The 26,681-nt window shown below is 65.4% G+C and carries 11 protein-coding genes; all 11 read right to left on the reverse strand.

Translation table 11 applies throughout. The features are described 5' to 3' along the window. Window positions 1-257: 257 nt before the first annotated feature. The 11 genes from BMY03_RS03470 to cyoA all read right to left on the reverse strand — a co-directional run bounded on the left by BMY03_RS03470 (window position 258) and on the right by cyoA (window position 26,381). Complete coding sequence (locus BMY03_RS03470) at window positions 258-15,464, reverse strand: autotransporter-associated beta strand repeat-containing protein (RefSeq protein ID WP_094010365.1); 15,207 nt, start codon at window positions 15,462-15,464, stop codon at window positions 258-260. A 369-nt stretch (window positions 15,465-15,833) separates the two neighbouring features. Next, a complete protein-coding gene (locus BMY03_RS03475; RefSeq protein ID WP_038707396.1) occupies window positions 15,834-16,217 on the reverse strand; it encodes a YkgJ family cysteine cluster protein in 384 nt (127 codons plus the stop codon). 232 nt (window positions 16,218-16,449) lie between these two features. Next, on the reverse strand, window positions 16,450-17,658 hold the full coding sequence (gene alaC, locus BMY03_RS03480) for an alanine transaminase (protein ID WP_046857052.1): 1,209 nt from the start codon (window positions 17,656-17,658) through the stop codon (window positions 16,450-16,452). Between the two features lie 220 nt (window positions 17,659-17,878). Continuing rightward, entirely contained in the window at window positions 17,879-19,639 is a 1,761-nt protein-coding gene (locus BMY03_RS03485) for an isocyanide synthase family protein (protein ID WP_094010244.1), read from the reverse strand. Window positions 19,640-19,661: 22 nt separating this feature from the next. After that, a complete protein-coding gene (locus BMY03_RS03490; RefSeq protein ID WP_094010245.1) occupies window positions 19,662-20,363 on the reverse strand; it encodes an HAD family hydrolase in 702 nt (233 codons plus the stop codon). A gap of 11 nt (window positions 20,364-20,374) precedes the next feature. Then, window positions 20,375-21,367, reverse strand: a complete 993-nt coding sequence (locus tag BMY03_RS03495; RefSeq protein WP_094010246.1) for an isocyanide synthase family protein — start codon at window positions 21,365-21,367, stop codon at window positions 20,375-20,377. 186 nt (window positions 21,368-21,553) lie between these two features. Then, the gene (gene cyoE / locus BMY03_RS03500) at window positions 21,554-22,441 is read right to left on the reverse strand and encodes a heme o synthase (RefSeq protein ID WP_023629877.1); all 888 of its coding nucleotides are present in this window, start codon (window positions 22,439-22,441) and stop codon (window positions 21,554-21,556) included. Window positions 22,442-22,452: 11 nt separating this feature from the next. Next, window positions 22,453-22,785, reverse strand: coding sequence for a cytochrome o ubiquinol oxidase subunit IV (cyoD, locus tag BMY03_RS03505; protein ID WP_023629876.1), 333 nt, complete (start codon window positions 22,783-22,785; stop codon window positions 22,453-22,455). Next, a complete protein-coding gene (locus BMY03_RS03510) occupies window positions 22,785-23,408 on the reverse strand; it encodes a cytochrome o ubiquinol oxidase subunit III (RefSeq protein WP_023629875.1) in 624 nt (207 codons plus the stop codon). Before BMY03_RS03510 ends, cyoD begins: the two co-directional genes overlap by 1 nt. Window positions 23,409-23,411: 3 nt before the next feature. After that, a complete protein-coding gene (cyoB, locus tag BMY03_RS03515; RefSeq protein ID WP_023629874.1) occupies window positions 23,412-25,433 on the reverse strand; it encodes a cytochrome o ubiquinol oxidase subunit I in 2,022 nt (673 codons plus the stop codon). A gap of 3 nt (window positions 25,434-25,436) precedes the next feature. Then, on the reverse strand, window positions 25,437-26,381 hold the full coding sequence (gene cyoA / locus BMY03_RS03520) for a ubiquinol oxidase subunit II (protein WP_094010247.1): 945 nt from the start codon (window positions 26,379-26,381) through the stop codon (window positions 25,437-25,439). Between the last annotated feature and the right edge of the window lie 300 nt (window positions 26,382-26,681).

The raw sequence follows: 26,681 nt of genomic DNA on the forward strand, positions 1-26,681 counted from the left end.
TCACACCCGGTCGCCAAATGTGACGACCCAGAGACGGTACCCCTGATGTATTTCCCGGCCAATTCAGAGCCTTCCGGCAGGCGCGTAGGATAGATCCGAAGCGCTGGCTGGCTGAAGGATTTGGTTTCAATTTCGGAAAAATCTTACGCATGCAGAAACGTATCGCGGGGCAAGCCCGCTGCCACGAGAGACACGCCAAATCTCGTGACAGCGGGCTTGCCCCGCGATGGGCCACACGACGGCCCCTGGAAGCTACCTCAGAACCCCATGCTGAAGCTCACCACCACGCCATGGTCGCGGTTCTCGCTGGACAGCTGCCCGGAGTACCCGACCCCGAGCTTGCCGCTCGCGCCCACCGACAGGTCCACCCCGGCCTCGACCACCGCCGCATCCTTGGCAATCGGCACACCCTCGGTGCTGAAACCGTCGCCACCACCGATGAAGCGCAGATCGGCATCGGGCTTGTCGTCGCCGAAGGCATGGCGCCAGCCTACCGACAACCGCGGCGTGATGGTGCTGCCGCTGTCGAGCAGGATGCGCTTGCCAGCCCGCACGCCCAGGGTGGAGAAGGTCACATCCTGGTCGACCTTGCCCTCCAGCCGCCCTGCCCCGCCCTTCTCATGGGCGGTATCGCTGTCGTAGTTGACATACGCCAGCCCGGCGAACGGCTCCAGGGCAATGCCGCCGGCATCTATGGCGTAACCCACCTCACCGAACACCTGGGCGCTGCGCGCCTTGTACTTGGCCTTGAGACGGTCGTCATAGCTGCCCACGCTGACATCGCGCTTGGTGTCGATGTCGTGCCAGCTGTAGGCCACACCCAGGCGAGCGGCGAAGGCATCGAGCTGGTAGCCGAGGTAGGTGGTCAGGTGGTAGCTGTCCACCGTGGCGTCGGAGCGGCGACGGTGCGCATCAATGCTCGAACGGGTGTAGCCGGCGGCGGCGCCCACTTTCCACTCATCGTCCAGCGCGCGGTCGACACCGAGCATGAAGCCCGACAGGTCGCGGTCGACGCTGGCATGGCTGCTGCTGCCGTCATAGGTGCCCCAGCCGCCGATGGCGCGGATCCAGCCCACGGCCTGGCCCTGGCAGCCTTCGCTGGTCAGTTGCTGGTTGGCGGTCGGCGCCAGGGTGCGACGCGGGTCGTCCTGGTTGGTGCAGTCGGCCTGGCGCAGGCGGTCATTGACCGCGTCGCGGACGTAGCGCGAGTCCTCGATCAGCACGGTCGCGGTGCTGGCGTGGATCTCGCCGGACAGGCTGTCAAACGCGGCCTGGGCGCCCTGGCGGTCCAGCGGCAGCAGGTTGTTGACCAGTTCGGCCGGCGCCCCGGCACTGGCCAGCGCGGTGGCCACGCCACGCTGGTTGCCAGTGGCGGCGACATCGGCGAAGGAGTTGCCGTTGCGGCTGACCGACAGGGTCACCTGGTTGGCGCCGTAGTCCAGCGAGCTGTTGAGGAACGCCGAGTTGGCCAGGTTGGTGGTGGCGAAGGTGCCGTTCACCCCGCCCGCGGCGCTGACCACGGTGTACTGGCCGTTGCCGCTGGCCAGGTTGGCGACCATCAGGCTGCCGCCGAGGTTGGCGGTGCCGCCCACATTCAGGTAGTTCACCGGCGAGGTGCCGAGGTCGATCACCAGGGTGCCGGTGGCGCCGTTGGTGAAGTTGCCCGACACGTTCAGGTTACCGGCAGGCCCTGGCAGCACGGTGCCATTGTTGGTGAGGCCGGCGACGGTGCCATTGCCGGTCAGTGCGGCGCCATTGGCCACTGTGACCTGGGCTGCGAGGTTGCTGCCCGGATTGGCCGCATCGCCCACCTGCAACACGCCCTGGTTGACGTTGAAGGCGCCACTGAACGGCTGGTTGCCGGTCAGCAGCAAGGTACCGCCGCCCTGCTTGGTGGTGGTGCCGGTGCCGCTGAGGGTGCCGTTGAAGGTGCCATTGCTGCCTTGGGCGAAGACCAGGTTGGCATTGTTGAGGATACTGCCCTGCAGGCTGGTGGTGTTGCCGACCAGGGTACCGCCGCTGACAGTGGTGCCACCGCTGTAGGTGTTGGCACCCGAGAGGATCAGAGTGCCGGCGTCGAGTTTCTCGATGCCGCCGCTACCGACCAGCGGCACGCTGACGGTGGCGGTGGCACCTGCGTTGACACGCACCGGCGCCAAGCTGCCATCGGCACCATTGACCGGCGTCAGGCTACCCCCAGCGCCCGGAACGACCTGGTAGCCGTTGCTGAGGAACTGCAAGCCCTCGAACGACTGGTTGCCCACCACGGTGACGGTGCCCGGGGTACCGCCGAAGACCGCGTAGCCACCACTCCAACCTTCGTTGCTGGTGCCGCTGGCGTTGGTCCAACCGGTGTTCGGCCCCCAGGTACCGCTGCCGCCGCCGATGCTGCCATCGGGGTTGGTCTTGCCGCCATTCCAGAACTGCAGCTCTTCGCCGTAGTTCTGCACCACCAGGTTGATCTGGTTGGCGATGGCGGTCTGCAGGGTCAGGTCACCCAGCACTACGCTGCCCGGAATCGCACCGAACACCAGGCCGTTGTCGGTGAGCGTGCCGCCGTAGCTGAACAGTTGGTAGACACCAGTGCCAAAGCCGCCGGCATCGGTGATGTTCAGCGTGCCGTCCAGCACCAGGTTGCCGTTGACCTTGACCACGGTGGTTGAGGCCGCCGGGGCGCCGAGGCTGAAGTCCAGGGCACTGCCCGACGCCAGGTCGAGGCTGCCGACGGTGAGCGGCGTGGCGCTCTGGCCGGCAGCCAGGGTGGCGCCATTGGCGATCTGCACCGCGCCGCCGTAAGTACCGCTGCCGCCCAGGCGGGCGCCGGTGGCGACCTGCACGGTGGTACTGTCGAGGCGGCCATTGACCAGCAGGCTGCCGGCGTTGACCTGGGTCGCGCCGGTCAGGCCATTGATGCCGGTCAGCAGCAGTTCGCCGGTGCCGTTCTTGGTCAGCGTGCCAGTACCGGTGAGGTTGCCGGTGTAGCTGCCATTGGCGTTCTGCTCGAAGGTCAGGGCCGCGTTGTTGAGGATCGCGCCTTGCAGGCTGGTGGTATTGCCCACCACGCCGCCTGCGTTGATCTGGGTGCCGCCGCTGTAGGTGTTGGCACCATTCAGGGTCAGCAGGCCAGCGCCATTCTTGATCAGCCCACCGGTGCCGCTGACCACCCCGTTGAGGGTCAGGGCGTTGCTGCCGGCGATGGCCAGGGCGCCGTTGAGCACGGCATTGTTGGCCAGGGTCACGGCGGTGTTGCTGTCCAGCGTGGTGCCGCCCGCGGCCGTCAGGGCGCCACTGCCCAGCGCGCTATCGTTGCCTAGCACCAAGGTGCCGCCGTTGAGGGCGGTACCGCCGCTGTAGCCATTGGCAGCGTTGAGCACCAGGGTGCCGCCGTCTTGCTTGGCAACGCTGCCGGTCCCGTTGAGGGCGACGTTGAGGGTGGCGGTGACGCCGCTGTCGACCCGCAGGTTGGTGGTGCCGTTGCCCAGCAGTTCACCGGCCGTCCCCGCATTGAGCACATAGCCGTCGGTGACGAACTGCAGGCCGGTGATGCTGTGGCTGCCGTTCACGGTGACGGTGCCGGGGGCGCCCTGGAACACGGCGAAGGTATCGTTCCAGGTGCCGTTGAGCACGCCGTTGGCGTCGGTCCAGTTGGTGTTGGTGGCATCCCAGACGCCGCTGCCGCCCTCGATCACACCGTTGGCCACGGTCTGGCTGCCGTCCCAGAACAACACGTTGCTGGCGCCACCGACCACCAGGTTGACCTGGTTGGCCACGGCGGTCTGCACCGTCAGGTCGGTGACCGGCACCGGCGTGGTGCCGAAGCTCATGCCGTTGTTGGTGAGGCTGCCACCGTAGGCGAACAGGCGGTACACGCCGGCGCCGAAGCCACCGATGTCGGTGACATTGAGGGTACCGCCCAGGGTCAGGTCGTTGGCCACGTTGACCAGCGGTGTGCCGCCAGCCGACGGCGCGCCCAGCAAAGCGTTGAAGTTGGCGCCGCTGTCGAGCACCAGATTGCCGGCATTCAGGGTGCTGCCGCCGATGGCCGCCAGGTTGCCGCCATTGGCCACGGTCACCGAACCACCGAGGCTGCCGGCGCCGCTGAGGGTGGCGCCACTGGCGACGTTGACCGTGCCGCTGGCCAGGGAGCCATCCACCTTCAGCCCGCCGCCTTGCACATTGGTATTGCCGGTGTGGCTGTTGGCGCTGCGCAGCGCCAGGGTGCCGGCGCCGAGTTTGTTCAGGGTGCCGGTCCCACCGATATTGCCATCGAAGGTGCCGCCCTCGACGCTCAGGCTGTTGCCGGCGGCGATGGCGATCGCACCGGTGCCTCCGATATCACCCAATGTGGTGTTGCCGTCGAGGTTGAGGCTGGCGCCACTGCTGACATTCAGCTCGCTCTGGGTGCCCAGGGCGGTGGTGCCGATGGTACTCAGGCTGCCGGACAGGATATTGAGGATGCCGCTGAAGGTGTTGTTGCCCGACAGCGTCAGGTCAGCCACGCCGCTCTTGTTCAAGGTACCGGCACCGCTGAGCACGCCGGCCAGGTGCAGATCGTTGCTGCCCAACACGTTGAGCACGCCCCCCACGTTGACCGGATTGGCCAGGGTTACGGCACTGGCGCTGTCGAGACTGGCATTACCGGTGACATCCAGCCCGCCGCTGCCAAGGGCCGCATCGTTGCCCACCACCAAGGTGCCGGCCTGCAGCTCGGTACCACCGCTGTAGGTGTTGGCGCCCATCAGCGCGAAGCGGGCGAGGCCGGCCTTGAGCAGGCGGCCGCTGCCGCCGACGGTGCCGCCGAGGGTCAGGTCGTTGCTGCCCAGGATCGTCAGGTCGCCGGTGGCGTTGACGTTGTTGGCCAAGGTCACGGCCTGGCTGCTGTCCAGGCTGGTGCCGGCCACGGTGTTCAGGCTGCCGCTGCCCAGCGCGGTATTGGAGCCCAGCACCAGGGTGCCGCCGTTGAGCGCGGTGTTGCCGGCATAGGTGTTGTTGCCAGCCAGCGCCAGCCGGGCGCTGCCAGCCTTGACCAGGCCACCGGCGCCGCCGATGTTGCCGCCCAGCGCCAGGTCGTTGCTGCCTGCGATGTTCAGCGGCCCCGCCAGGGTGATGGCATTGGCCAGCGTGACCGAGGCATTGCTGTCGAGGGTGGTACCCGCAGCGGTTTCAAACGCACCGCTGCCCAGGGCCGTGTTGCTGCCGACAATCAAAGTGCCGCCACTGAGCACGGTACCGCCGCTGTAGCTGTTGCTGCCGTTGAGCACCAGGGTACCGCTGTCGAGCTTGTTGAGCTTGCCGACGCCGGTCAGGCCGACATCGAGGGTCGCCGTGGCGCCCGGATCGACCCGCACGCTGGTGTCGCCACTGGTGCCGTTGATCAGGTCGAGCGCACCGGCGGTGCCGGCCAGCAGGCGGTAGCCATCGCTGACGAACTGCAGGCCATTGACCGTCTGGCTGCCGTCAACGGTGACATCGCCGGCGGTGCCCTGGAACACCGCGAAGGTGCTGCCCCAGGTGGTGTTGGTCAGGCCGTTGAGGTCGGTCCAGTTGGTATTGCCGGCGTTCCATACGCCGGCACCGCCGTCGACCTGACCGTTGGCCACGTTCTGGCTGCCATCCCAGAACTGGATATTGAGCCCCGCGGCGCTGACCAGCAGGTTGACCTGGTTGGCCAGGGCGGTCTGCAAGGTCACGTCACCCAGGCCCACGCCCAGCGGCAAGCTACCGAAGTCCAGACCGTTGTCGGTGAGGGCGCCGGTGTAGTCGAAGACGCGGTACACACCGTTGCCGAAGCCGCCGATGCTGCTCACGTTGAGCGTGCCGTCGAGGGTCAGGTTGCCACCGACGTTGAACAGCGCGGTGCCACCGGTGGACGGCGAGCCAAGGCCGATATCGACGATCGAACCGCTGTTGAGCACCAGGCTGCCGAGGCCCAGGGTCGCGCCGCTCTGCCCGGCCAGGTGGCCGCCGTTGTCGATCACCACCGAGGCATTGGCGGTGCCGCTGCCGGTGAGGGTCGCACCGCTGGCCACGGTCAGCAGGTTGCTGCCCAAGGTGCCGTCGACTTTCAAGGTACCGGCGTTGACCTGCGTGTTGTCGGCCAGGTTGCTGGTGCCGGTCAGGGTCAGGGTGCCGCTGCCGACCTTGGTCAGGCCGCCCAGGCCGTTGAGACCACCGGCGAAGGTGCTGCTGAGGTTATTGCTGCCCAGGCTCAGGACGCTGCCGATGCCGACATCGACCAGGCCGCTGCCGGTCAGGCTGCCGAGGCTGGCGTTGCCGTTGAGGTTGAGCTGGCCGCTGGCGCCGACGTTGAGGGTGTCGACGTTGGCCAGCACACCGCTGCCGAGGGTGGTAAGGGAGCCTGCCTGGATGTCGACGTTGCCGGTGAAGGTCTTGACCCCGACTAGGGTGAGGTCGTCGACGCCGGTCTTGACCAGGTTGCCACTGCCGCCAAGGTCGCCGCTGAGGATCAGTGCATTAGCGGTTTCGACAGTCAGGTTGGCGCCGTTGCTCAGGGCGATGGTGTTGCCCAGGGCCATGGGTGAGCTGTTGGCCAGGGTGGCGTCTGCGGTGACCGCCAGGGTGCCGGTGCCCAGTGCGCCGCTGCTGCCCAGGGTCAGGCGCCCGGCGTTGAGCTGGGTGCCGCCCTGGTAGCCGTTGTTGCCATTGAGGGTCAGGTTGCCGCTGCCGTTCTTGGTCAGGCCTGCCGTGCCGTTGATCACGCCGTTTAGGGTCAGGTCGTTGCTGCCATCGACTGTCAGGCCAGCGTTGAGGGTGACGTTGTTGGCCAGCGTGGTGCTGGCGCCGCTGCTGAGGGACGAGGCCCCGACGACGGTCAGGGCGCCCTGCCCCAGCGCGTTGTCGTTGCCGACCACCAGCCGGCCGGCACCGAGGGTGGTGCCGCCCAGGTAGCTGTTGGCACCATTGAGGGTCAGGGTGCTGGCACCGGCCTTGCTCAGGCCGCCGACGCCATCCACCACGCCGGTGAGGGTCAGGTCGGCGCTGCCGGGCAGGTTGAGGGTGCCGCCCAGGTGCACGTTGTTGGCCAGGGTAGCGCCCGCACTGCCGGCATCGAGGCTGGTGTTGGCGCCGGTGCTGAGATCGCCGCTACCCAGCGCGGTGTTGCTGCCGACCACCAAGGTGCCGGCGTTGAGGGTGGTGCCGCCGCTGTAGGTGTTGTTGCCGTTGAGGGTCAGGCTGGCGGCGCCGTTCTTGACCAGGCCATTGTTGCCGGAGACCACACCGCCGAGGGTCAGCGCCTGGCTGCCGCCGAGGGTCAGGTTGCCACCGGCTAGGTTGACGGCATTGGCCAGTACCAGCGCCTGGCTGGCGTCGAGGCCAGCCGCGCCGTTGACGGTCAGGGCGCCGCTGCCCAAGGCGCCAGCATTGCCCAGCAGCAGGCTGCCGGCCTGCAGCGAGGTGCCGCCGGCGTAGGTGTTGCTGCCATTGAGTACCAGTTGCCCGGCGCCCAGCTTGTTCAGCGTCCCGGCACCGCTGATCACACCATCTAGGGTCAGGGCCTGGGCATTGTTGATACTCAGGGTAGTGGTAGCGCCGATGCCGATGGCATTGGCCAGTTGCAGCGCCCCGGTGGTGGCCAGGGTGCTGTTGCCGGTCACCGACAGGTTGCCCGTGCCCAGCGCGCTGTTGTTGCCCAGGGTCAGGGTGCCAGCGCCAAGCGTGGTACTGCCTTGATAGGTGTTGGCGGCGCCGAGGGTCAGGTTGCCGGTACCGGTCTTGGTCAGGCCGCCGGTACCGCTGATCACGCCGTTCAATGTCAGGTCGTTGGTGCCGGTCAGGCTCAGGGTGTCGTTCAGCGCCACCTGGTTGGCCAGGGTCAAGGCACCCGTGGTGGCCAGGTTGCTGGCGCCGCCGACGACAAGGTTGCCGGTACCCAGGGCCTGGTTGTTGCCCAGGGTGAGCGTGCCGGCATTGAGGGTCACGCCGCCAATCAAGGTGTTGGCGCCACTGAGTGTGAGGTTGCCGGCACCGTTCTTGGTCAGGCTGCCGGCCCCCGTGACCAGCCCGCCCAGGCCCAGGTCGTTGCTGCCGGCGATGGTGAGGTTGCCCGCCAGGTTGACGGTGTTGCCGATAGTGATCACCGAGGCGCTGTCCAGCGTGGTCCCGGCAGCCGCGTTGAGCTGGCCGAGGCCGAGGGCGCTGGCGCTGCCGAGCACCAGGGTGCCGGCATTGAGATTGGTGTTGCCCAGATTGCCATTGGTGCCGTTCAGGGTCAGGGTGCCGCTGCCGGTCTTGGTCAAACCGCCGACGCCGGTGACGTTGCCGCCCAAGGTCAGGTTCTGCGCCCCGGCGACGGTCAGGTTACCGGCCAGGTTGATCAGGTTGGCCAGGGTGACGTTGGCATTGCTGCTCAGGGTGGTGCCGCCGGCTGCGTTCAGGGCACCCGTGCCCAGCGCCGTGTTGCTGCCTATCACAAGGGTGCCGCCATTCAGGCTGGTAATGCCTTGCTGGCTGTTGCTGCCGTTGAGGGTGAGCGTGCCGGCGCCACCCTTGATCAGGCCACCGGTGCCGCTGAGCGCACCGTTGAGGGTGAGGTCGTTGCTCCCCGGCAGGGTCAGGTTGGCGTTCAGGGCGATGGTATTGCCCAGCGCCAGGTTGCCGGTGGTGGCCAGGCTGGCGGCGCCGGTCACGGTCAGGCCGCCAGTGCCCAGGGCCTGGGCGTTGCTCAGGGTCAGGGTACCGGCCCCCAGGCTGGTGCCGCCGCTGTAGGTGTTGGCATTGCCCAGGGTCAGGTTGGCGCCGCCATTCTTGATCAGGCTGCCACCCCCCGAGACCACGCCGGACAGGCCCAGATCGGCGGAACCGGCGACGGTCAGGGCACCGCTGAGGCTGAAGGCGTTGCCGAGGGTGACGGCCGTATTGCTGTCCAGGGTAGTGCCGTTGGCGGTGCTGACCGTGCCGGTACCGAAGGCGGTGTTGTTGCCGACCACCACTGTGCCGCCATTGAACAGGGTGCCACCGGTATAGCTGTTGGCGCCATTGAGCACCAGCGTGCCGCTGTCGAGCTTGGCCAGTTGGCCGCTGCCAGAGAGGCCAACGTTGAGGGTCGCGGTGACACCCGGATCGACGCGCAAGGCAAAGGCGCCGTTGCTGCCGTTGACCAGGTCCAGGCCACCGGCGCCGATCAGGCGATAGCCGTTGGTGACGAACTGCAGGCCGGTGGCGGCCTGGGTGCCGACCACGGTGACATCGCCTGCGGTGCCCTGGAATACCGCGAAGTCGCTGGCCCAGCTGCCATTGAGCACGCCGTTGACATCGGTCCAGTTGGTGTTGCCACCGTTCCAGGTACCGGTACCGCCGTCGATCACGCCATTGGGCACGCTTTGCGCGCCATCCCAGAACTGCACGGTGCCGCTGGCGCCGCCGACCAGCAGGTTGATCTGACTGCCAATGGACGTCTGCACCTGAAGGTCGCCGGGCAACATGACGCCCGGCACGTTGCCGATCAGCAGGCCGTTGTCGACCAGCGCGCCGGTGTAGTCGAACAGCCGATAGATACCGGTACCGAAGCCGCCGAGGTCGGTGACGTTGAGGGTACCGTCCAGGGTCAGGTTGCCATTGACGCTGACCACTGCGGTGCCGCCGGTGGCCGGCGATGCCAGGCCGAAATCGAGGATCGAGCCGCTGTGCAGGGTCAGCGCACCGGTGCTGAGGGTCGCGCCGCTGTTGGCCAGCAGGTGCGCACCATTGGCAATGTCGACTGCGCCGAGCAGGCTGCCGGTGCCCCCGAGGCTGGCGCCGCTGTTGACCTGGACGCTGGGGCTGGCCAGCGAGCCGGTGACGTTGAGCAGGCCGGCATTGACCGTGGTATTGCCGCCGAGCACGTTGACGCCGGACAGCTCGAAGCTGCCGGTACCGGTCTTGATCAGCCCGCCACTGCCGGCCAGGGCACCGCTGAACACGCTGTTGAGGTTGTTGCCGCCCAGGGTCAGGTCGCCGCCGCCGGCGATGTTCACCGTGCCGGCCCCGCTCAGGCCACCGATGGTGGCGCTGGCGCCGAGATTGAGGCTGGTGCCGGCGCCGACGCTGACCGCCGAGGTATTGCCCAGGGCCGTGTTGCCGACCGTGGTGATGCTGCCGCCAAGCAGGTCGATGGCGCCGCTGAAGGTGTTGTTGCCGGTAAGCGCCAGGTCGGACACGCCATTCTTGATCAACCCGCCGGTACCGCCGAGCACGCCGCCAAGGGTCAGGTTGTTGCTGCCGCCGAGGGTCAGGTTGGCACCGAGGTTGACGTCGTTGCCCAGGGTCATCGCCACACTGTTGGCCAGCGTCGAGGCACCGCCGACGTTCAATGCCCCGGTGCCCAGCGCCGCGGCGTTGGCCAAGGTCAGGGTGCCGGCATTGAGGTTCAGGCCACCGCTGAAGGTGTTGGCGCCGCTCAGGGTCAGATTGCTGCTGCCGTCCTTGGTCAAGGCCCCGGCACCGCTGATCACGCCGCCCAAGGTCGTGGTGTTGGTGCCTGGCAGGGTCAGGGTAGCGCCGTTGCCAAGGGCGATGGCGTTGCCGAGGTTGAGGGTGGCGCTGGAGTCGAGGCTGGCATTGCCGCCCACGCTCAGGGCGCCGCCGCCGATGGCGTTGTTGTTGCCCAGGACCAGGGTGCCGGCATTGAGGGTGGTGCCGCCGCTGTAGGTGTTGTTGCCGTTGAGGGTCAGCACGGCGCTGCCGTTCTTGACCAGCGCACCGCTGCCGCTGATGAGACCGCCGAGGGTGGTGGCATTGCTGCCCAGTACGGTCAGGGTATTGGCGCCGAGGTTGATGCCGTTGGTCACGGCAACGGCGGTGCTGGCGTCGAGATTGGCGTTGCCGCCCACGGTCAGGGCGCCGATGCCCAGCGCGGTGTTGCTGCCCAGGGTCAGGGTGCCGGCATTGAGCTGGGTGCCGTTGGTGTAGAGGTTGTTGCCGCTCAGGGTCAGGTTGGCGTTGCCATTTTTGACCAGCGAACCGATGCCGCTGACCACGCCGCTCAGGCCCAGGTCGGCGCTGCCATCGATGGTCAACGGGCCGGCGATGTTCACATCGTTGGCCAGGCTCACCGCCGTATTGGCATCCAGGTGGGTACCTGCCAGGGTATTGAGGGTACCGGTACCCAGCGCGGTGTTGCTGCCGACCACCAGGGTACCGGCGTTCAGGCGGGTGATGCCGCTGTTGCTGTTGTTGCCGGTCAGGGTCAGGGTAGTGCCACCATTCTTGGTGATGCCGCCGGCACCGGCGATGACGCCGCTCAGGGTCAAATCGTTGCTGCCGGGCAGGATGAAGTTGCCCGCCAGGTTGAGCGCGTTGCCAAGGTTCAGCCCGGCCGCACTGGTGTCCAGCGTGGTGTTGTTGGCGGCGTTGAGCGCGCCGGTGCCCAGTGCCGTGTTGCTGCCGACCACCAGTGTGCCGGCGTTGAAGGTGGTGGCGCCGCTGTGGGTGTTGTTGCCGCTCAGGGTCAAGGTGGCGCTGCCGTTCTTGACCAGGCCGCCAGCGCCGCTGAGGGTGCCGGCCAGGGTGAGGTTGCTGGTGGTCGGCAAGGTCAGGTTGGCGCCGAGGTTGACGGCGTTGTTCAGGGTCATCGCCGTCGAGTTGGCCAGGGTCGCCGCGCCACCGACCGTCAACGCGCCGGTTCCTAACGCGGCGGCGCTGGCCAGGGTCAAGGTACCGGCATTGAGCGTGAGGCCGCCGCTGAAGGTATTGGCACCGCTCAGGGTCAGGTTGGTGGCGCCGTTCTTGACCAATGCGCCGGTGCCGCTGATCACCCCGCCCAGGGTGGTGGTGTTGCTGCCTGGCAGGGTCAGGGTATTGCCGGCCAGGTTGATGGCGTTGCCCAGGTTCAGGGTGCCGCTGCCGTCGAGGCTGGCATTGCCGCCCAGGGTCAGGCCGCCAGTGCCGAGGGCATTGCTGTTGCCCAGGGTCAGCAGCCCCGCGTTCAGGGTGGTGCCGCCACTGAAGGTATTGTTGCCATTGAGCGTCAGGCCGGCACTGCCGCTCTTGACCAGGGCGCCGGTGCCGCTGATCTGCCCGGTCAGGGTGGTGGCGTTGCTGCCCAGCACGGTCAAGGTGTTGCCGCCCAGGCTGATGCTGTTGGTCGCCGAGACGGCGGTACTGGTGTCCAGGTTGGCGTTGCCGCCCAGGGTCAGTCCGCCGATGCCCAGTGCGGTGTTGCTGCCGAGAATCAAGGTACCGGCATTGAGCTGGGTGCCGTTGGTGAAGGTGTTGCTGCCACTCAGGGCCAGGCTGGCGTTGCCGTTCTTGACCAGCGAGCCGATGCCGCTGATCACCCCGCTCAGCCCGAGGTTGGCAGTGCCGTCGATGGTCAGGGGGCCGGCGGCAATGACGTCGTTGGCCAGGCTGACCGCGGTGGTGGCGTCCAGGTGCGTTCCCACGGCGGTGTTGAGGATGCCGGTACCGAGCGCCGTGTTGTTGCCGACCACCAGGGTGCCGCCGTTGAGGAAGGTGGAGCCGCTGTTGGTATTGGCGCCGCTCAGGGTCAGCGTGGTGTTGCCGGCCTTGGTCAGGCCGCCGCTGCCGGCGATGACGCCGCTCAGGGTCAGGTCGTTGCTGCCGGGCAGGTTGAGGTTACCGGCCAGGTTCAGGCCGTTGCCGATGTTCAGCCCGGCGACGCTGGTGTCCAGGCTGGTGTTGGCCGCGGCGTTGAGCACGCCGGTGCCCAGCGCGGTGTTGCTGCCCAGCACCAGGGTGCCGGCGTTGAGCGTGGTGGCGCCACTGTGGGTGTTGTTGCCACTGAGGGTCAGGCTGGCGCTACCGTTCTTGACCAGGCCGCCGGTGCCGCTGAGGGTCCCGGCCAGGTTGAGGTTGTTGGCGCCTGTCAGGGTCAGGTTGCCGCCCAGGTTGACCGCGTTGCCCAGGGTCAGCGCCGCCGTGTTGGCCAATGTCGATGCGCCGCCCACGGTCAGGGCGCCGGTACCCAGCGCCGTGGCACTGGCCAGGGTCAGGGTGCCAGCGTTGAGGGTGAGGCCACCGCTGAAGGTGTTGGCGCCGCCCAGGGTCAGGTTGGTGCTGCCGTTCTTGACCAGCGCGCCGGTGCCGCTGATCACACCACCCAGGGTGGTTGCGCTGGTGCCAGGCAACGTCAGGGTGTTGCCGGCCAGGTCGATGGCGTTGCCCAGGTTCACCGCCACGCCCGCGTCGAGGCTGGCGTTGCCGCCCAAGGTGAGGCCGCCGGTGCCCAGGGCGTTGTTGTTGCCCACGGTGAGAACACCGCTGTTGAGGGTCGTGCCGCCGCTGAAGGTGTTGCTGCCGTTCAGGGTCAACCCGGCGCTGCCGTTCTTGACCAGCGCGCCGGTACCGCTGATCACGCCGCCCAGCGTGGTGCTGCTGGTGCCCAACAGGTTCAGGGTATTGGCGCCGAGGTTGACGGCGTTGCCCAGGCTCACCGCCGTGCTGGCGTCCAGGCTGGCGTTGCCGCCAAGGGTAAGGGCGCCGGTGCCCAGGGCGTTGCTGTTGCCGACGGTGAGCTTGCTGGCGTTGAGGGTGAGGCCGCCACTGAAGGTGTTGTTGCCGTTCAGCGCCAGGTCCCCTGCCCCGCTCTTGACCAGCGAACCGGTACCGCTGATCACGCCACCCAGGGTGGTGGCACTGGTGCCGAGCAGGTTCAGAGTGTTGGCGCCAAGGCTGATGGCGTTGCCCAGGCTTACCGCGCTGCTGGCATCGAGGCTGGCGTTACCCCCCAAGGTCAGCGCGCCAGTGCCCAGCGCACTGCCGTTGCCGACGGTAAGCTTGCCACCCGCCAGGCTGGTACCGCCGCTGTAGGTATTTATGCCGTTGAGGGTGAGGTCGGCTGCGCCCGCCTTAGCCAGCGCACCGGTACCGCTGATGATGCCACCCAAGGTGGTGGCATTGTTGCCAGCGAGGGTGAGCGTGCCTGCGCTCAGGGCGATTGCGTTGCCAAGGTTGAGCGCCGAGGCACTGTCCAGGGTGCTGCTGGCGGTCACCGTCAGGGCGCCGCTGCCCAACGCCGTGTCGCTACCCAAGGTAAGCGTTCCGCCGGCCAGGGAGGTGCCGCCACTGAAGGTATTGAGGCCATTGAGCGTCAGGCTGCCGGTGCCGCTCTTGACCAGTGAGCCGGTGCCGCTGAGTACGCCGCCAAGGGTCAGTGCGTTGCTGCCGGGCAGCGTCAAGGCTGCGTTCAGCGCCACCGCGTTGTTCAACACCAGCGGCACGCTGCCTTGCAGGCTGCCGGCGCCACTGACGGTCAGCCCGCCTGTGCCGAGCGCCGTGGCGCTGGTCAGGTTGAGGCCCCCGGCGGCCAGGGTGGTACCGCCACTGTAGGTGTTGCTGGCGCCAAGGGTGAGCAGCCCGGCACCGGTCTTGGTCAAGCCGCCAACACCCGAAACCACGCCATTGAGGGCCATGTCGGTGGCGCCACCCACGTTCAGGCCGGCATTCAAGGTCAGCGCGTTATTAAGGCCCAGGCCTGCCACCGTGCCCGCGAGACCACCGCCGTTCACCGTGATGCCACCGGTACCGAAGGCGCTGGCGTTGTCGAAGTTGAGCAAGCCACCGTTGAGGGTGGTCTGGGTGGTGCCGTTGAGCAATTGCCCGATCAGCGACCAGGTACCGCTGTCGACGATCAGGCGGTTGAAGTTGATGTAGTTCGAGGCGTTGATGGTGCCGCTGCCGCTGGTGCCGCTGCCGCCACCGATGGCGTTCTGCAGCGCCAGGGTATTGGTGCCGCCGGCACCGCCGTCGACCACCCCTGCAGGCGCGAAGGCCAGGTTGGGGTTACTGGTGACCAGCAGCGAAACACCGACACCGGCTCCCGCGCTGAGGCTGGAGCCGGTGATGGCGTTGAAGCGGTTGGTACTGCCCGCGCCCATGGACAGGCTGCCGGTCAGGCTCCCGGCGTTGGTGAAGGTGTTGCCGCCTGCCGACGCCTGAAATGCTGTACGACCCAGCACGGTGCCGGTGTTGGTGAAGTCCACCGACCCGCCACCGCTCACGGCGATGACCGGGGTGTCCTCGCTGATGATCGTCAGGCTGGCCAATGCCGTGGAGCCGATGCTGCCTGCGTTGTTGATGGTAGTGACACCTCCGGCAGCGTTACGCACGTCCATTGCCATGCCGGTAAGGTTCAACAGGCTCGCGCCCAGCACCGCCCCGGTTCCTCGAATCACACCCGTGGCATTGTTGGTGATGTTGATGGTACTGGCAGTGCTGGTGTTGCCGATCACGGCGCCAGTGGACTGGATGCTAAGGATCCCCAGCAACGACGGGTTGACGGTACCGGAGTTGTTCAACGTGATGTTGTTGCCGGTGAGCGACAGCGCGGTGCCGCCCACGCCCAGCAGCACGCCCAGCGAGGCACCGGTGTTGACATTGACGGTCAGGCCGTTGCCACTGTTGGAATAGCTCGGCGCGAGCGGGTTGGCCGCGCCGCTGCAGGTCACCGTGGAACCGGCCAGGCTGCAGGCGGCCAGCGCCTGTTCGCCGTGCAGACCAAAGGCCATGGCAGTCACGGCCAGGCTGACGGCCAGCGACAGTTGGGAGAAACGGGCGGGCGAACGGGGGGCGGCGCGACTGTCCACGGAAAGCTCCTTCGTGGATCAGGCGATTCAGTCCTTGAAAGCGTGTACAGCAGGGTGGGCAGGAGCAGTGACACACGCGACGGCCGAAATACCTGATCTATGGCTACGAACATCCTTTGAAGGAATGTGTAGCCGCTCAGGGGCGGGCGGCTTGCCGTCGATGCCGGTCAAATGGTGTTAATACTTTGTCGAGGCGGCACGTGTTTCGCGGGTTTCAGCGATGCGCTCATTGGATCCAACCGACGAACGGTAGTGCCTGCTCCGCGAGGAGCAGGCTTGACCCGAGCAGGTTCAGGCGACCTCCGCCCCGTCGTCCGGCCAATGCGGCTCGTTGGCGCCCGGCGGCGTCAGCGGTGGCAGGCCATAGGCTGCCCGAGCGTCGTCACAGCTCGGATTGTGCACGCCGTTTTCCCACGACGCTTCGAACTCGCGGCAGGGGCTGGAGCGGTTCTCGTAGATGGAGCACGCCACCTGCGTGCCGATCTCGCCGCCGAGGCTGACGCAACGGCAGGGCTTGGCGTCGGTGCCAATCATGGCGACGCGGGTCGGGTTGATCTGCACGACCAGGTCGTCGGGCACCAGGCCACCGGCGGACTGGCACTCACCCCAGAAGAAAGACACACGAAAGTAGCCGCAGCAGGCGCCGCAGGTCAGGCAAGGGTTCTGTTCGGACATGATGGCCAGGGAGGGAGGTTGTTGTTATCGGGGCGGGCGCCCGCGGCGCTATTTGTAATCCAGGCGCGGGCGGCTGAGAAGAGGGGGAATGCAAAAAAAGATCGCCGCTGATCGGCGATCTGAAAGTCGTGATCGATATCGCCTGTACCGGCCCATCGCCGGCTAGCCGGCTCCCACAAGGTCCAGTGCCATCCTGTGGGAGCCGGCTTGCCGGCGATGAGGTCGGACCTGTTTACTTGCTGGTCAAACCATCGGCGCGGAACATCTGGCGGATCCCGCGAATGGCCTGGCGGATACGGTCCTGGTTCTCGATCAGGGCAAAACGCACATGATCATCGCCGTAGTCGCCAAAGCCGATCCCCGGCGACACGCAAACCTTGGCCTCGGCCAGCAGCTTCTTGGAAAACTCCAGCGACCCCAGGTGAGCGTACTGCTCAGGGATCTTAGCCCACACGTACATCGAGGCCTTGGGGTTCTCGACCATCCAGCCTAACTCGTGCAGGCCCTTCACCAGCAGGTTGCGGCGCTGGCGGTACTGCTCGGCGATATCGCGCACGCACTGCTGGTCGCCTTCCAGGGCGGCGATGGCGGCCACCTGCAGCGGAGTGAAGGTGCCGTAGTCGTGGTAACTCTTGATCCGCGCCAGGGCACTGACCAGCTCAGGGTTGCCGACCATGAAGCCGATCCGCCAGCCAGCCATGTTGTAGCTCTTGGACAGGGTGAAAAACTCCACCGCAATGTCCTTGGCCCCCGGCACCTGCATGATCGACGGCGCTTTCCAGCCGTCGTAGACGATGTCGGCGTAGGCCAGGTCGTGCACCACCAGCACATCGTACTGCTTGGCCAGGGCCACCACACGCTCGAAGAAATCCAGCTCCACGCACTGCGCGGTGGGGTTGGACGGGAAGCCGAGGATCATCATCTTCGGCTTGGGGATCGATTCGCGGATCGCCCGTTCCAGCTCGTTGAAGAAGTCCACGCCCGGTACCAGCGGCACCGAACGTACCTGGGCGCCGGCGATCACCGCGCCGTAGATGTGGATAGGGTAGCTGGGGTTGGGCACCAGGACCGTGTCGCCGTGGTCGAGGGTGCCGAGCATCAGGTGCGCCAGGCCTTCCTTCGAGCCAATGGTGACAATGGCTTCGCTTTCCGGGTCGATGTCGACCTCGTAGCGTTCCTTGTACCAGTTGGAGATGGCGCGGCGCAGGCGCGGGATGCCACGGGAGGTGGAATAGCCATGGGTGTCTTCGCGCTGGGCAACCTGCACCAGTTTCTCGACGATGTGTGGCGGCGTGGCGCCATCAGGGTTGCCCATGCTCAGGTCAATGATGTCCTCGCCACGGCGGCGGGCGGCCATCTTGAGCTCGGCAGTAATGTTGAAGACGTAAGGGGGGAGACGATCGATGCGCGCAAAGCGGCGCGGCGAACCTGGGTTGGCCATGTGTTCCTCGAGAGACGTAAGCGCCCGGAACCGTCCGAGCGACGCTGGCCGCTGCGGCGGCCGACAAACAACATAATCCCGCCATGATCACTTAGTAAAGGATAATTTCCTGTTTTATTATATTTTTTCAGCCACTTCATTTGAAAAAAATCGTAATTACAGAACCCTCCTCAGCAGGCGGAGCTTGCCGAAACACCGGCAAGCACCGCCGTCAAAGGGCTCAGTAGACCTGCACCCGCCACAGTTCGCGCGCGGCCGAGGCCGCGCTCATCGGCAGGCGCCCGTGCAAGGTCTGGTAGTTGTCGATCAGCACCAGGTCACCCGCCTGCCACTCATGGGCAATCAGGCATTCGGGGTCATAGACCAGTTCATCGAGCTGGCTGATCAATGCCTGCTGGAAGGCTTCGTCATGCCCCTGCACCTTCTGTTCGAGGGTCTGCAACGACGACTGGCAGCCCTCCTGGTAGCGCAGTACCCGCTCGCCGCTGCGCGGATCGAGGTCGACCAGCGAGTAGCTGCGCGGCGAACCGCCGAAATAGGTCATGCGCGTGTAGTAGGTCAAATCGATGCCCTGCCACTGGCGGGCGGTGCGCAGGCCCACCTTGCGCAAGGCGTTGCGGCTGTCGACGACCGTGGTCTGCCCTTCCCCCGGCTGCGGCGGCGTCTTGCAATACAGCATGAAGGTGTGGGCGCAGAACTTGGCATCGCGCTGCACCAGCGGATCGCTGTCGGGCAGCATGTTGAGGTCCCAGTGCAAGGGGGTCTTCTCCAGCGAATGCACCACGCCTTGGGGCTGGTCGGCCGGCTTGACCACATGCACCTCGCCAAAGGACCAACGGTAGATGGTGCCGAAACGCTCACAGTCTGTGGCGAATGCCTGCTGGTCGGTGAATTCACAGCCTCTGAGGCAGACAAAACCGAAACTGCGCACCAGGGCTTGCAAGGTCTCGGTAGACAGTCGCTGGAAACCCAGCCCCAGCGGGTCGCTGACCAGCAACCCGAACAGGGGGAGCTTCTGCAATGTGAAGTTGAAGCCCTCGAGCGCCTCGCCCGCTGTTTCATGGAACAGCCATGGCTGCCCCCGCCAGGTCACCAGCACATGCCGCGCGGCGTCGATCTGCGCGCGGCCGCGCAGGGTCTGGTGACCGTCAAGCTGGCGCACCGGCACTGCATGCCAGGGGCTGACTACATGATCGAGCCCCTCGGCCAGGGCCACGGTGAACTTGGGGCCGGCGTTGTCGTACTGGTGCACCGACAGGCGCACGTGCCCGGGGAAAAACCGCTCGACCGCCGCATTCAAGGCCTGGCCGCGCAGCATCATCTGGTAGGCCTTGTAGCTGATCTGGCGCAGGTGCTCGTCTTCGTCCTGCCCGGCCTGGCGGCACAGGCGCAGGTCGTTGTAGAGGTGGCTGCACAACTTGTCGTGGGTCCGGCCCAGGGCCTCGTCGTGCTGGCACTGCTCGATCAGTGCCTCGACGTTCTTCCACGGCAGACGGGCCTGCTTGACCAGGGTGGCACGCAGGGCTTCGGCACTGCTGGCCTGGGGGAACAGGTCCTCCATGCTCACCCAGCGGATGCAATGGGTGGTGCACAGGGTGCGCAGCGCCTGGTTGTAGGCGCGGCGCACGTCGTCCGGCACGCCGACGATATCGTTGAAGGTGGTGCCGTCGCTGAGGATCGCGATCTCGCAGCCAGGGGCGTGGAGCTCGGCGAGCTCCTGGGCGAGGCGGTCGAGGCGCTCGATGGCGATCACCTCGCCATGGTCGGGCAGTACGCCGAAGGTCTTGTCGTGATCATTCGGCGACTTGCACGGGAAACCCGGCAGCACCATGCGCAGCGGCTCGCCACTGTCGAAGCAGCGCGCCAGGTCGTGGGCCAGGTGCGCCCTGCCCGCTTGGTCGAAGCGGTCGTCCTGGGCCTTGAGCAGGTAAGCGTCCAGCACCTGGCCGACGGCTTCCATCCAGCTGTCTTTGTCTTGCATGTCGTGTCTTCCTTGAGAACGGCTACAGCGAACCGATTGGCGTTGCGGATTGGCTTGCACAGTGGCGCACTTGCTCCGGGCGCAGGGCCCGGAGCAGCTGCAAGGGTTGCTGGCAATGGAACTGTGGCCGCTGCTCGAGCAACGCTTGCCACTCGCCGTAGCCCCAACCGACGGCGGCGGCGGGCATGCCCGCGGCCTTGGCGGTCAACAGGTCGACCGGGGTATCGCCGACAAACAGGCAGTGGCCTGGGTCGATGCCCAGCCGTTCGGCAGCCTGCAGCGCGATGTCCGGTGCCGGCTTGAGCCGCTCGCCGGGGCGATGACCGAGCACCGCGGCAAATCGCTGCGCGGGCAGCAGCCCTTGTACGACACGCTCGGCGAGGGTGTGGGCCTTGTTGGTGACGACAGCCATGGGCAGCCCTTTGTCGGCAATCCTCTCGATCAGGCCGATACAACCTGGGAAGACTCGGGAACGCCGGACCAGGTTGTCGTGATAGCAGCTGCTGTAGTCGTCATGCAGGCGTTGACGTTGCTCGGCGTCGAGGCCGACGGCGGCCCTTTCGAGCATCGCCGCCACACCGCCGCCGATCATCCCGCGCACCTCATCCGGCTGCAGCGTGCGCAGCCCGTGCAGGCTCAGCACATGATTCAGGCACCAGGCGATATCCGGCAGGGTATCGACCAGGGTGCCGTCCAGGTCGAACAGAACCGCGCGTATGTCCATTGGCGCCACCCTCACTGCGCGCTGGCGTAGTGGCAAGGCCGGCCACGGCGGAATACCAGCCGGCTGTAACGCTCATCGACATTGCTGCGCCGGTCGAGGGTCACCACGCCACGACGCTTGATCGCCACCGAATGCCAGGGGGTGCGCCACAGGTCGCTGGTCGGCACCAGGCGGATACCGATCTTGCTCGACACCGCCAACTGCGGGTGGATCGACAGGCGCAGGCAATGCGGATAGCGCGCTTGCAGCAACGCACTCCAGGCCTCGCTACGCTGGATCACCCGTTGGGATGCGGGCTTGGCGGCCTTCTTAACCGCGTTCATGCTCATGCCTTCGAACTCCACCAGTCCGGCGTAGTCCTCGGCGAGGAAACGATGGATGCCGCAGTACATCAACCGCATGTGCTCCTCGTCCTCGAAGCGCTGCTGCAGGACGCGCAGCGACTGGCCATGCTCGATCATCAGCTCTTCGCGCATGGAGTCCAGGCAGCCCAGTTGCGGATAGGCATCCTTGAGGTCGAACAAGGTGAAACGGCCGGGATAGTGCTGGCCGGCATAGCGCTGGATATCGTCGGTGTAGGCCTGGACATGGGCATCGGGCACCCGCACCAGGTCGGCGAAGACATAGCCGTCCGAGCAGATGTGAATGACCGCGCCGGGGGCATGCAATGCGCGGATTTCCTCAGCCAGGCGATGCAGCTCGTCGATGGCATGGTGCTCTGCCAGGTCCGGGAGCGGGCCGAGGGTCTTCTGGCGGTTGGGCGACTTGCCGGGGAAGGCCGGGAGTACCATCTCCACCGGCAGCCCGTGCTCGACGGCCTGCAGCACCTTGGGCAGGTGCGGGGCGAGCACGGCATCATCCAGCGCGTCATCCTGCCCGGGGGCCAGGCTGCGTCGACGGAACAGGCATTCGAGGATGGCCAGCGCGGTAGCGGTGCTGGCAGAGGCACGGCGTTGGCGCAGCGAAGCCGCGCACGCCGAAGGAGCGGAGCTCGATTCGGTCATGGAACAGTCCTTGTCATGTGGATCGATCCGAATGGATCGCGGCCTACCCTGGCCTGCAGGTCGTCCTGACCTGCGGCGCATAACATCCGGCAAAGGGCATGGCGCTGTCAACTGCCCTTCGAATGAATTTTCCGAGGCAAAAAAAACGCCCCGGCAAGCCGGGGCGTCTTGTGCAGCTGGGGTGTTTCAGCGTGCGTAGGTCATCAGCACGTCGGCCGCGGTCTGGCTGTCCACGCCCATCATCACGCTCAGGGCAGTGACGGTGAGGATGGAGAAGCCGAATACCTTGCGCGCCCACTTGCTGTCGTCCTCGGCCTTGTAGCCGCCCCAGGCCATGTACAGCCAGTACAGGCCCATGGCGGCCGCCACGGCGAGGTAACCCAGGCCGGCGTAGCCGCCGAGGGTCAGCATCAGGGTGGCGAGGACGAAGGCCAGCACGTACAGCACGATCTGCTTCTTCGCCGCGAGGATACCGCGCGCCACCGGCAGGACCGGGATGTTGGCGGCGCTGTAGTCCTTGAAGCGGAAGATGGCGATGGCGAAGCTGTGCGGCATCTGCCACAGGCTGAACATCACCAGCAGGGTGAACGCGGCCAGGTCGAAGCTGTTGCTCACCGCGCAGTAGCCGATCACCGGAGGCATGGCACCGGACAGGCTGCCGACCAGGGTGCCGTGCACCGATTTGCGCTTGAGCCACAGGCTGTAGAAGCCGACGTAGACCACGAAGCCAACCAGGGCGCAGAACGCCGACAGCGGGTTGGCCTGGACATACAGCAAGCTGAAACCCGCCACCCCGAGCAGGGTGGCGTAGATCAGCGCCAGGGGCAGCGACATGCCGCCCTGGACCATGACGCGGTTCTTGGTGCGCTCCATCTTGTGGTCGATGTCACGGTCGATGCAGTTGTTGAACACGCATCCGGACGCGACCACCAGGGACGTACCGATCACCACCGCCAGGAACAGGGCGAAATCCACATGCCCCTTGGCGGCAAGGAAGAAACCGCCTGCCACGGAAAGCACGTTACCGAAAATGATCCCCGGTTTGGTGATTTGGATAAAGTGCTTCACGGACATGCAGTCTTACCTCACTTGGCCAGCATTTCGAAGTGGATGCTGAACATGATCCACAGCGACAGGCCGACCAGCAGTGCAATTACCAGAACGGTGAACAGGAACGTCGACACGTTGGAGCGCTGCTCTTTCGAGCGGTCCATGTGCAGGAAGTACACGAGGTGCACCACCACCTGGATGACGGCCATGGCCACCACGATCAGGACGGTCAGGTTCTTCGGCAGGCTTGGGTACATCACCAGGCCGAACGGGATCGCGGTCAGGATGATCGACAGTACAAAGCCGATCATGTAGGACTTCACGCTACCGTGATTGCCTTCGTGATGAGTGTCGTGTGCGCTAGCCATTACAGAACCCCCAGCAGGTAGACGACGGTGAACACGCAGATCCAGACCACGTCGAGGAAGTGCCAGAACAGGCTCAGGCAGCTCATGCGGGTCTTGGCGGTCGGCGTGATGCCGTGCTTGTTGATCTGGTACATCATGATTGCCATCCAGATCAGACCGGCAGTCACGTGCAGGCCGTGGGTACCGACCAGCGCGAAGAACGCCGACAGGAAGCCACTGCGCTGCGGGCCGTAGCCTTCGGCGATCAGGTGATGGAACTCATAGATTTCCATCGCGATGAAGCCTGCACCGAACAGGAAGGTCACAGCCAACCAGCCCAGTACACCTGCCTTGTTGCCGGCGAACATCTTCAGCATGGCGAAGCCGAAGGTGATCGAGGACAGCAGCAGAAACGCGGTTTCGACCAGCACGAAGTCGAGCTGGAAGATGTCGTGACCCGACGGGCCGCCGGCGAAACCGCCGGACAGCACCGCGTAGGTGGCGAAGAGCGACGCAAACAGGATGCAGTCGGTCATCAGGTACAGCCAGAAACCGAGTACGGTCATCTGGCCCGAGTCGTGGTGGTGGTCATCGTGCGCATGGTCATGACCATGCGCGCCACCGTGGATTACTTGACTGGACATTGATTACACCCGTTCAAACGATTCGACACGTGCGCCGCCAGCAGGCAGTGCACCAGCGTTGGCCAGCGCTTTCATGCGCTCGCCTTCGATGCGCGCCACTTCTTCGGCCGGCACCATGTAGCCCTGGTCGTCACGCGCGGCGTGGCGAACAAAGACAGCGATGGTCGCAACCAGGCTCGCACCCACCAGCCACCAGATGTGCCAGATGAAGGCGAAGCCGAACACGGTCAGCAACAGACCCATGAACAGACCGGTGGAAGTGTTGCTCGGCATGTGGATCGCTTCGTACTTGGCCGGAGCCTTGTAGGCGGCGCCGGCTTGCTTGGCTTCGTGCCAGGCGTCCAGGCCAACGTGCTCAGGCATGTGGGCGAAGTTGTAGAACGGAGGTGGCGACGAAGTCGACCATTCCAGGGTACGGCCGCCCCATGGGTCGCCGGTGACGTCCATGTTGTCCTTGCGATCGCGAACCGAGACGTAGATCTGGATCAGCTGGCAGGCGATACCGAACAGGATCAGCACGGCGCCGACTACGGCTACGTACAGGTAGGGTTCCCACAGCGGGTTGTCGGAGTGGTTCAGACGACGGGTCATGCCCATGAAGCCCAGGGCGTACAGCGGCATGAACGCTACGTAGAAGCCGGAGATCCAGAACCAGAAGGCAGCCTTGCCCCACTTCTCGTTCAGGGTGAAACCGAAGGCTTTCGGGAACCAGAAGGCGAAGCCGGCGATGTAGCCGAATACCGCGCCACCGATGATCACGTTGTGGAAGTGGGCGATCACGAACAGGCTGTTGTGCAGAACGAAGTCGGCACCTGGAACAGCCAGCAGGACGCCGGTCATGCCACCGATGGAGAAGGTGACCATGAAGCCCAGGGTCCACATGATCGGCGCGGTGAAGCGCAGACGGCCCTGGTAGATGGTGAACAGCCAGTTGAACAGCTTCACACCGGTCGGAATGGAGATCAGCATCGTCGCCAGGCCGAAGAAGGTGTTGACGCTGGCGCCGGCACCCATGGTGAAGAAGTGGTGCAGCCAGACCGCAAAGCCGAGGATGGCGATTGCGCCCGATGCGTAGATCATCGAGTGGTGACCGAACAGGCGCTTGCCTGCGAAGGTCGAGGTGACTTCCGAGAACACGCCGAAGGCCGGCAGGATCAGGATGTAGACCTCAGGGTGACCCCACGCCCAGAACAGGTTGACGTACATCATCGGGTTCCCACCAAGCTCGTTGGTGAAGATGTGGAAGTCCAGATAACGGTCAACAGTCAGCAGCGCGAGTGCGGCGGTCAGGATCGGGAAGGAAGCGACGATCAGTACGTTGGCCCAGGTGCAGGTCCAGGTGAAGATCGGCATGTCCATCAGCTTCATGCCAGGGGCGCGCATCTTCATCACGGTGACGAGGAAGTTCACGCCGGTAAGCGTCGTACCCAGACCTGATAGCTGTAGTGCCCAGATGTAGTAGTCGACACCCACCCCAGGGCTGTACTGGATACCCGCGAGCGGCGGATAGGCAACCCAGCCGGTCTTGGCGAATTCACCAACGCCCAGCGAGATGTTGACCAGCAGCACGCCTGCCAGCAGCAGGTAGAAGCTCAGGGAGTTCAGGAACGGGAAGGCAACGTCACGTGCACCGATCTGCAGAGGAACCGCAAGGTTCATCAGGCCGGTGAAGAACGGCATCGCCATGAAGATGATCATGATCACACCGTGGGCGGTGAAGATCTGGTCATAGTGTTCAGGCGGCAGGTAGCCTTCGGAGCCACCGGTGGCGGCGGCCAGCTGGGTACGCATCATGATGGCGTCGGCGAAGCCGCGCAGCAGCATGACCATCGCGACGATGATGTACATCACGCCGATTTTCTTGTGGTCGACCGTGGTCAGCCACTCGGTCCACAAGTAGGTCCACTTGCGGAAATAGGTGATGGCACCAACGACAGCGATACCACCGAGCGCGATCATGGCAAGCGTCACCATGACTATCGGCTCGTGATACGGTATCGCCTCCAGAGTTAATTTACCGAACATCTCTTACTCCTCTGCACCGGCAGCTGGTTGCATACTCGATTCCACACCCTTGGTAGTGGCCAGGTCTTTGCTGCCTGCTTCTTCGTGGCTCGGACGACCGCGGTTCATGCCTTCGTACTTGTCGACGATGCGCTGGAACTGGTCAGCCGGGGCCTCGCTGTACAGCGCGACTGGGTTGTTTTCGCTAGCTTTGGCCAAGGCGTCATATTCTGCCTGGTCCAGTTTCTTCGGCGATGCCTTCACTTCAGCGACCCATGCATCGAAGTCAGCTTGCGAAGTGGCAACAGCCTTGAATTTCATACCGGTGAAGCCGGCGCCGCTGTAGTTGGCGGAGATACCGTCGAACTCACCGTTCTCGTTGGCGATCAGGTGCAGTTTGGTGGTCATGCCAGCCATGGCGTAGATCTGGCCACCCAGGCCCGGGATGAAGAAGGAGTTCATCACGGCGTCGGAGGTCACGCGGAAGTTGACCGGGGTGTTAGCCGGGAAGACGATCTTGTTGACCGTGGCAATGCCCTGTTCCGGGTAGATGAACAGCCATTTCCAGTCCAGCGCGACCACGTCGATCTGCACCGGCTTCACATCGGAATCCAGTGGACGGTACGGGTCCAGCTTGTGGGTGGAGTGGTAGGTGAAGTAACCCAGGGCGATGATGATCAGGATCGGGATGATCCACACCGCGGCCTCGATCTTGGTCGAGTGCGACCAGTCAGGGGTGTAGGTGGCGGCCTTGTTGGACGCACGATACTTCCAGGCGAACGCCAGGGTCATGATGATCACGGGCACGACCACCAGCAGCATCAAGCCGGTGGCGATCAGGATCAGGTTCTTCTGCTCAATGCCGACCTGGCCCTTCGGATCGAGCAGGGTCCAGTTGCACCCACTGAGTAAAAGCATGCCTAAAAAGGGCAATATGCCAAACAGTCTGGGGTAACGCTTTTTACTCATCTCACGACCTCTAGATCAGCTTGCTTCAATGCAATTTGTGTTTGGTAGCCAACACTTCGTCCTGCCAAGTGCGGCAATTGGCGCCCGTACCCGCCCCTGCCAGGGATCCGACTGCTGGATCTTGGCGTCAAGCGGGTTGGCGGTGCTTATGGTTTCGTAGGCAACAGGCCTGTACTTCAGACCAAGTCCATTTGGTGCGGGAAAACGCGGAGGGGTGTCCGCCCGGTATCGCCGTTGGGCGAAACTTGTCGAAGTCAGCAAATGGAAAGCGCTGCGGCTCCCATCAATCCTGCGACTCGC

The organism is Pseudomonas soli, assembly GCF_900110655.1.
Lineage (GTDB): Bacteria > Pseudomonadota > Gammaproteobacteria > Pseudomonadales > Pseudomonadaceae > Aquipseudomonas > Aquipseudomonas soli.

What these genes read in the sequence shown, in the direction of transcription:
- alaC (WP_046857052.1), bottom strand. Translation starts at nt 17,658, where the DNA reads ATGGCCAACCCAGGTTCGCCGCGCCGCTTTGCGCGCATCGATCGTCTC.
- cyoE (WP_023629877.1), bottom strand. Translation starts at nt 22,441, where the DNA reads ATGTCCGTGAAGCACTTTATCCAAATCACCAAACCGGGGATCATTTTC.
- cyoB (WP_023629874.1), bottom strand. Translation starts at nt 25,433, where the DNA reads ATGTTCGGTAAATTAACTCTGGAGGCGATACCGTATCACGAGCCGATA.
- BMY03_RS03485 (WP_094010244.1), bottom strand. Translation starts at nt 19,639, where the DNA reads ATGCAAGACAAAGACAGCTGGATGGAAGCCGTCGGCCAGGTGCTGGAC.
- BMY03_RS03510 (WP_023629875.1), bottom strand. Translation starts at nt 23,408, where the DNA reads ATGTCCAGTCAAGTAATCCACGGTGGCGCGCATGGTCATGACCATGCG.
- BMY03_RS03475 (WP_038707396.1), bottom strand. Translation starts at nt 16,217, where the DNA reads ATGTCCGAACAGAACCCTTGCCTGACCTGCGGCGCCTGCTGCGGCTAC.
- BMY03_RS03470 (WP_094010365.1), bottom strand. Translation starts at nt 15,464, where the DNA reads ATGGCCTTTGGTCTGCACGGCGAACAGGCGCTGGCCGCCTGCAGCCTG.
- BMY03_RS03490 (WP_094010245.1), bottom strand. Translation starts at nt 20,363, where the DNA reads ATGGACATACGCGCGGTTCTGTTCGACCTGGACGGCACCCTGGTCGAT.
- BMY03_RS03495 (WP_094010246.1), bottom strand. Translation starts at nt 21,367, where the DNA reads ATGACCGAATCGAGCTCCGCTCCTTCGGCGTGCGCGGCTTCGCTGCGC.
- cyoA (WP_094010247.1), bottom strand. Translation starts at nt 26,381, where the DNA reads ATGAGTAAAAAGCGTTACCCCAGACTGTTTGGCATATTGCCCTTTTTA.
- cyoD (WP_023629876.1), bottom strand. Translation starts at nt 22,785, where the DNA reads ATGGCTAGCGCACACGACACTCATCACGAAGGCAATCACGGTAGCGTG.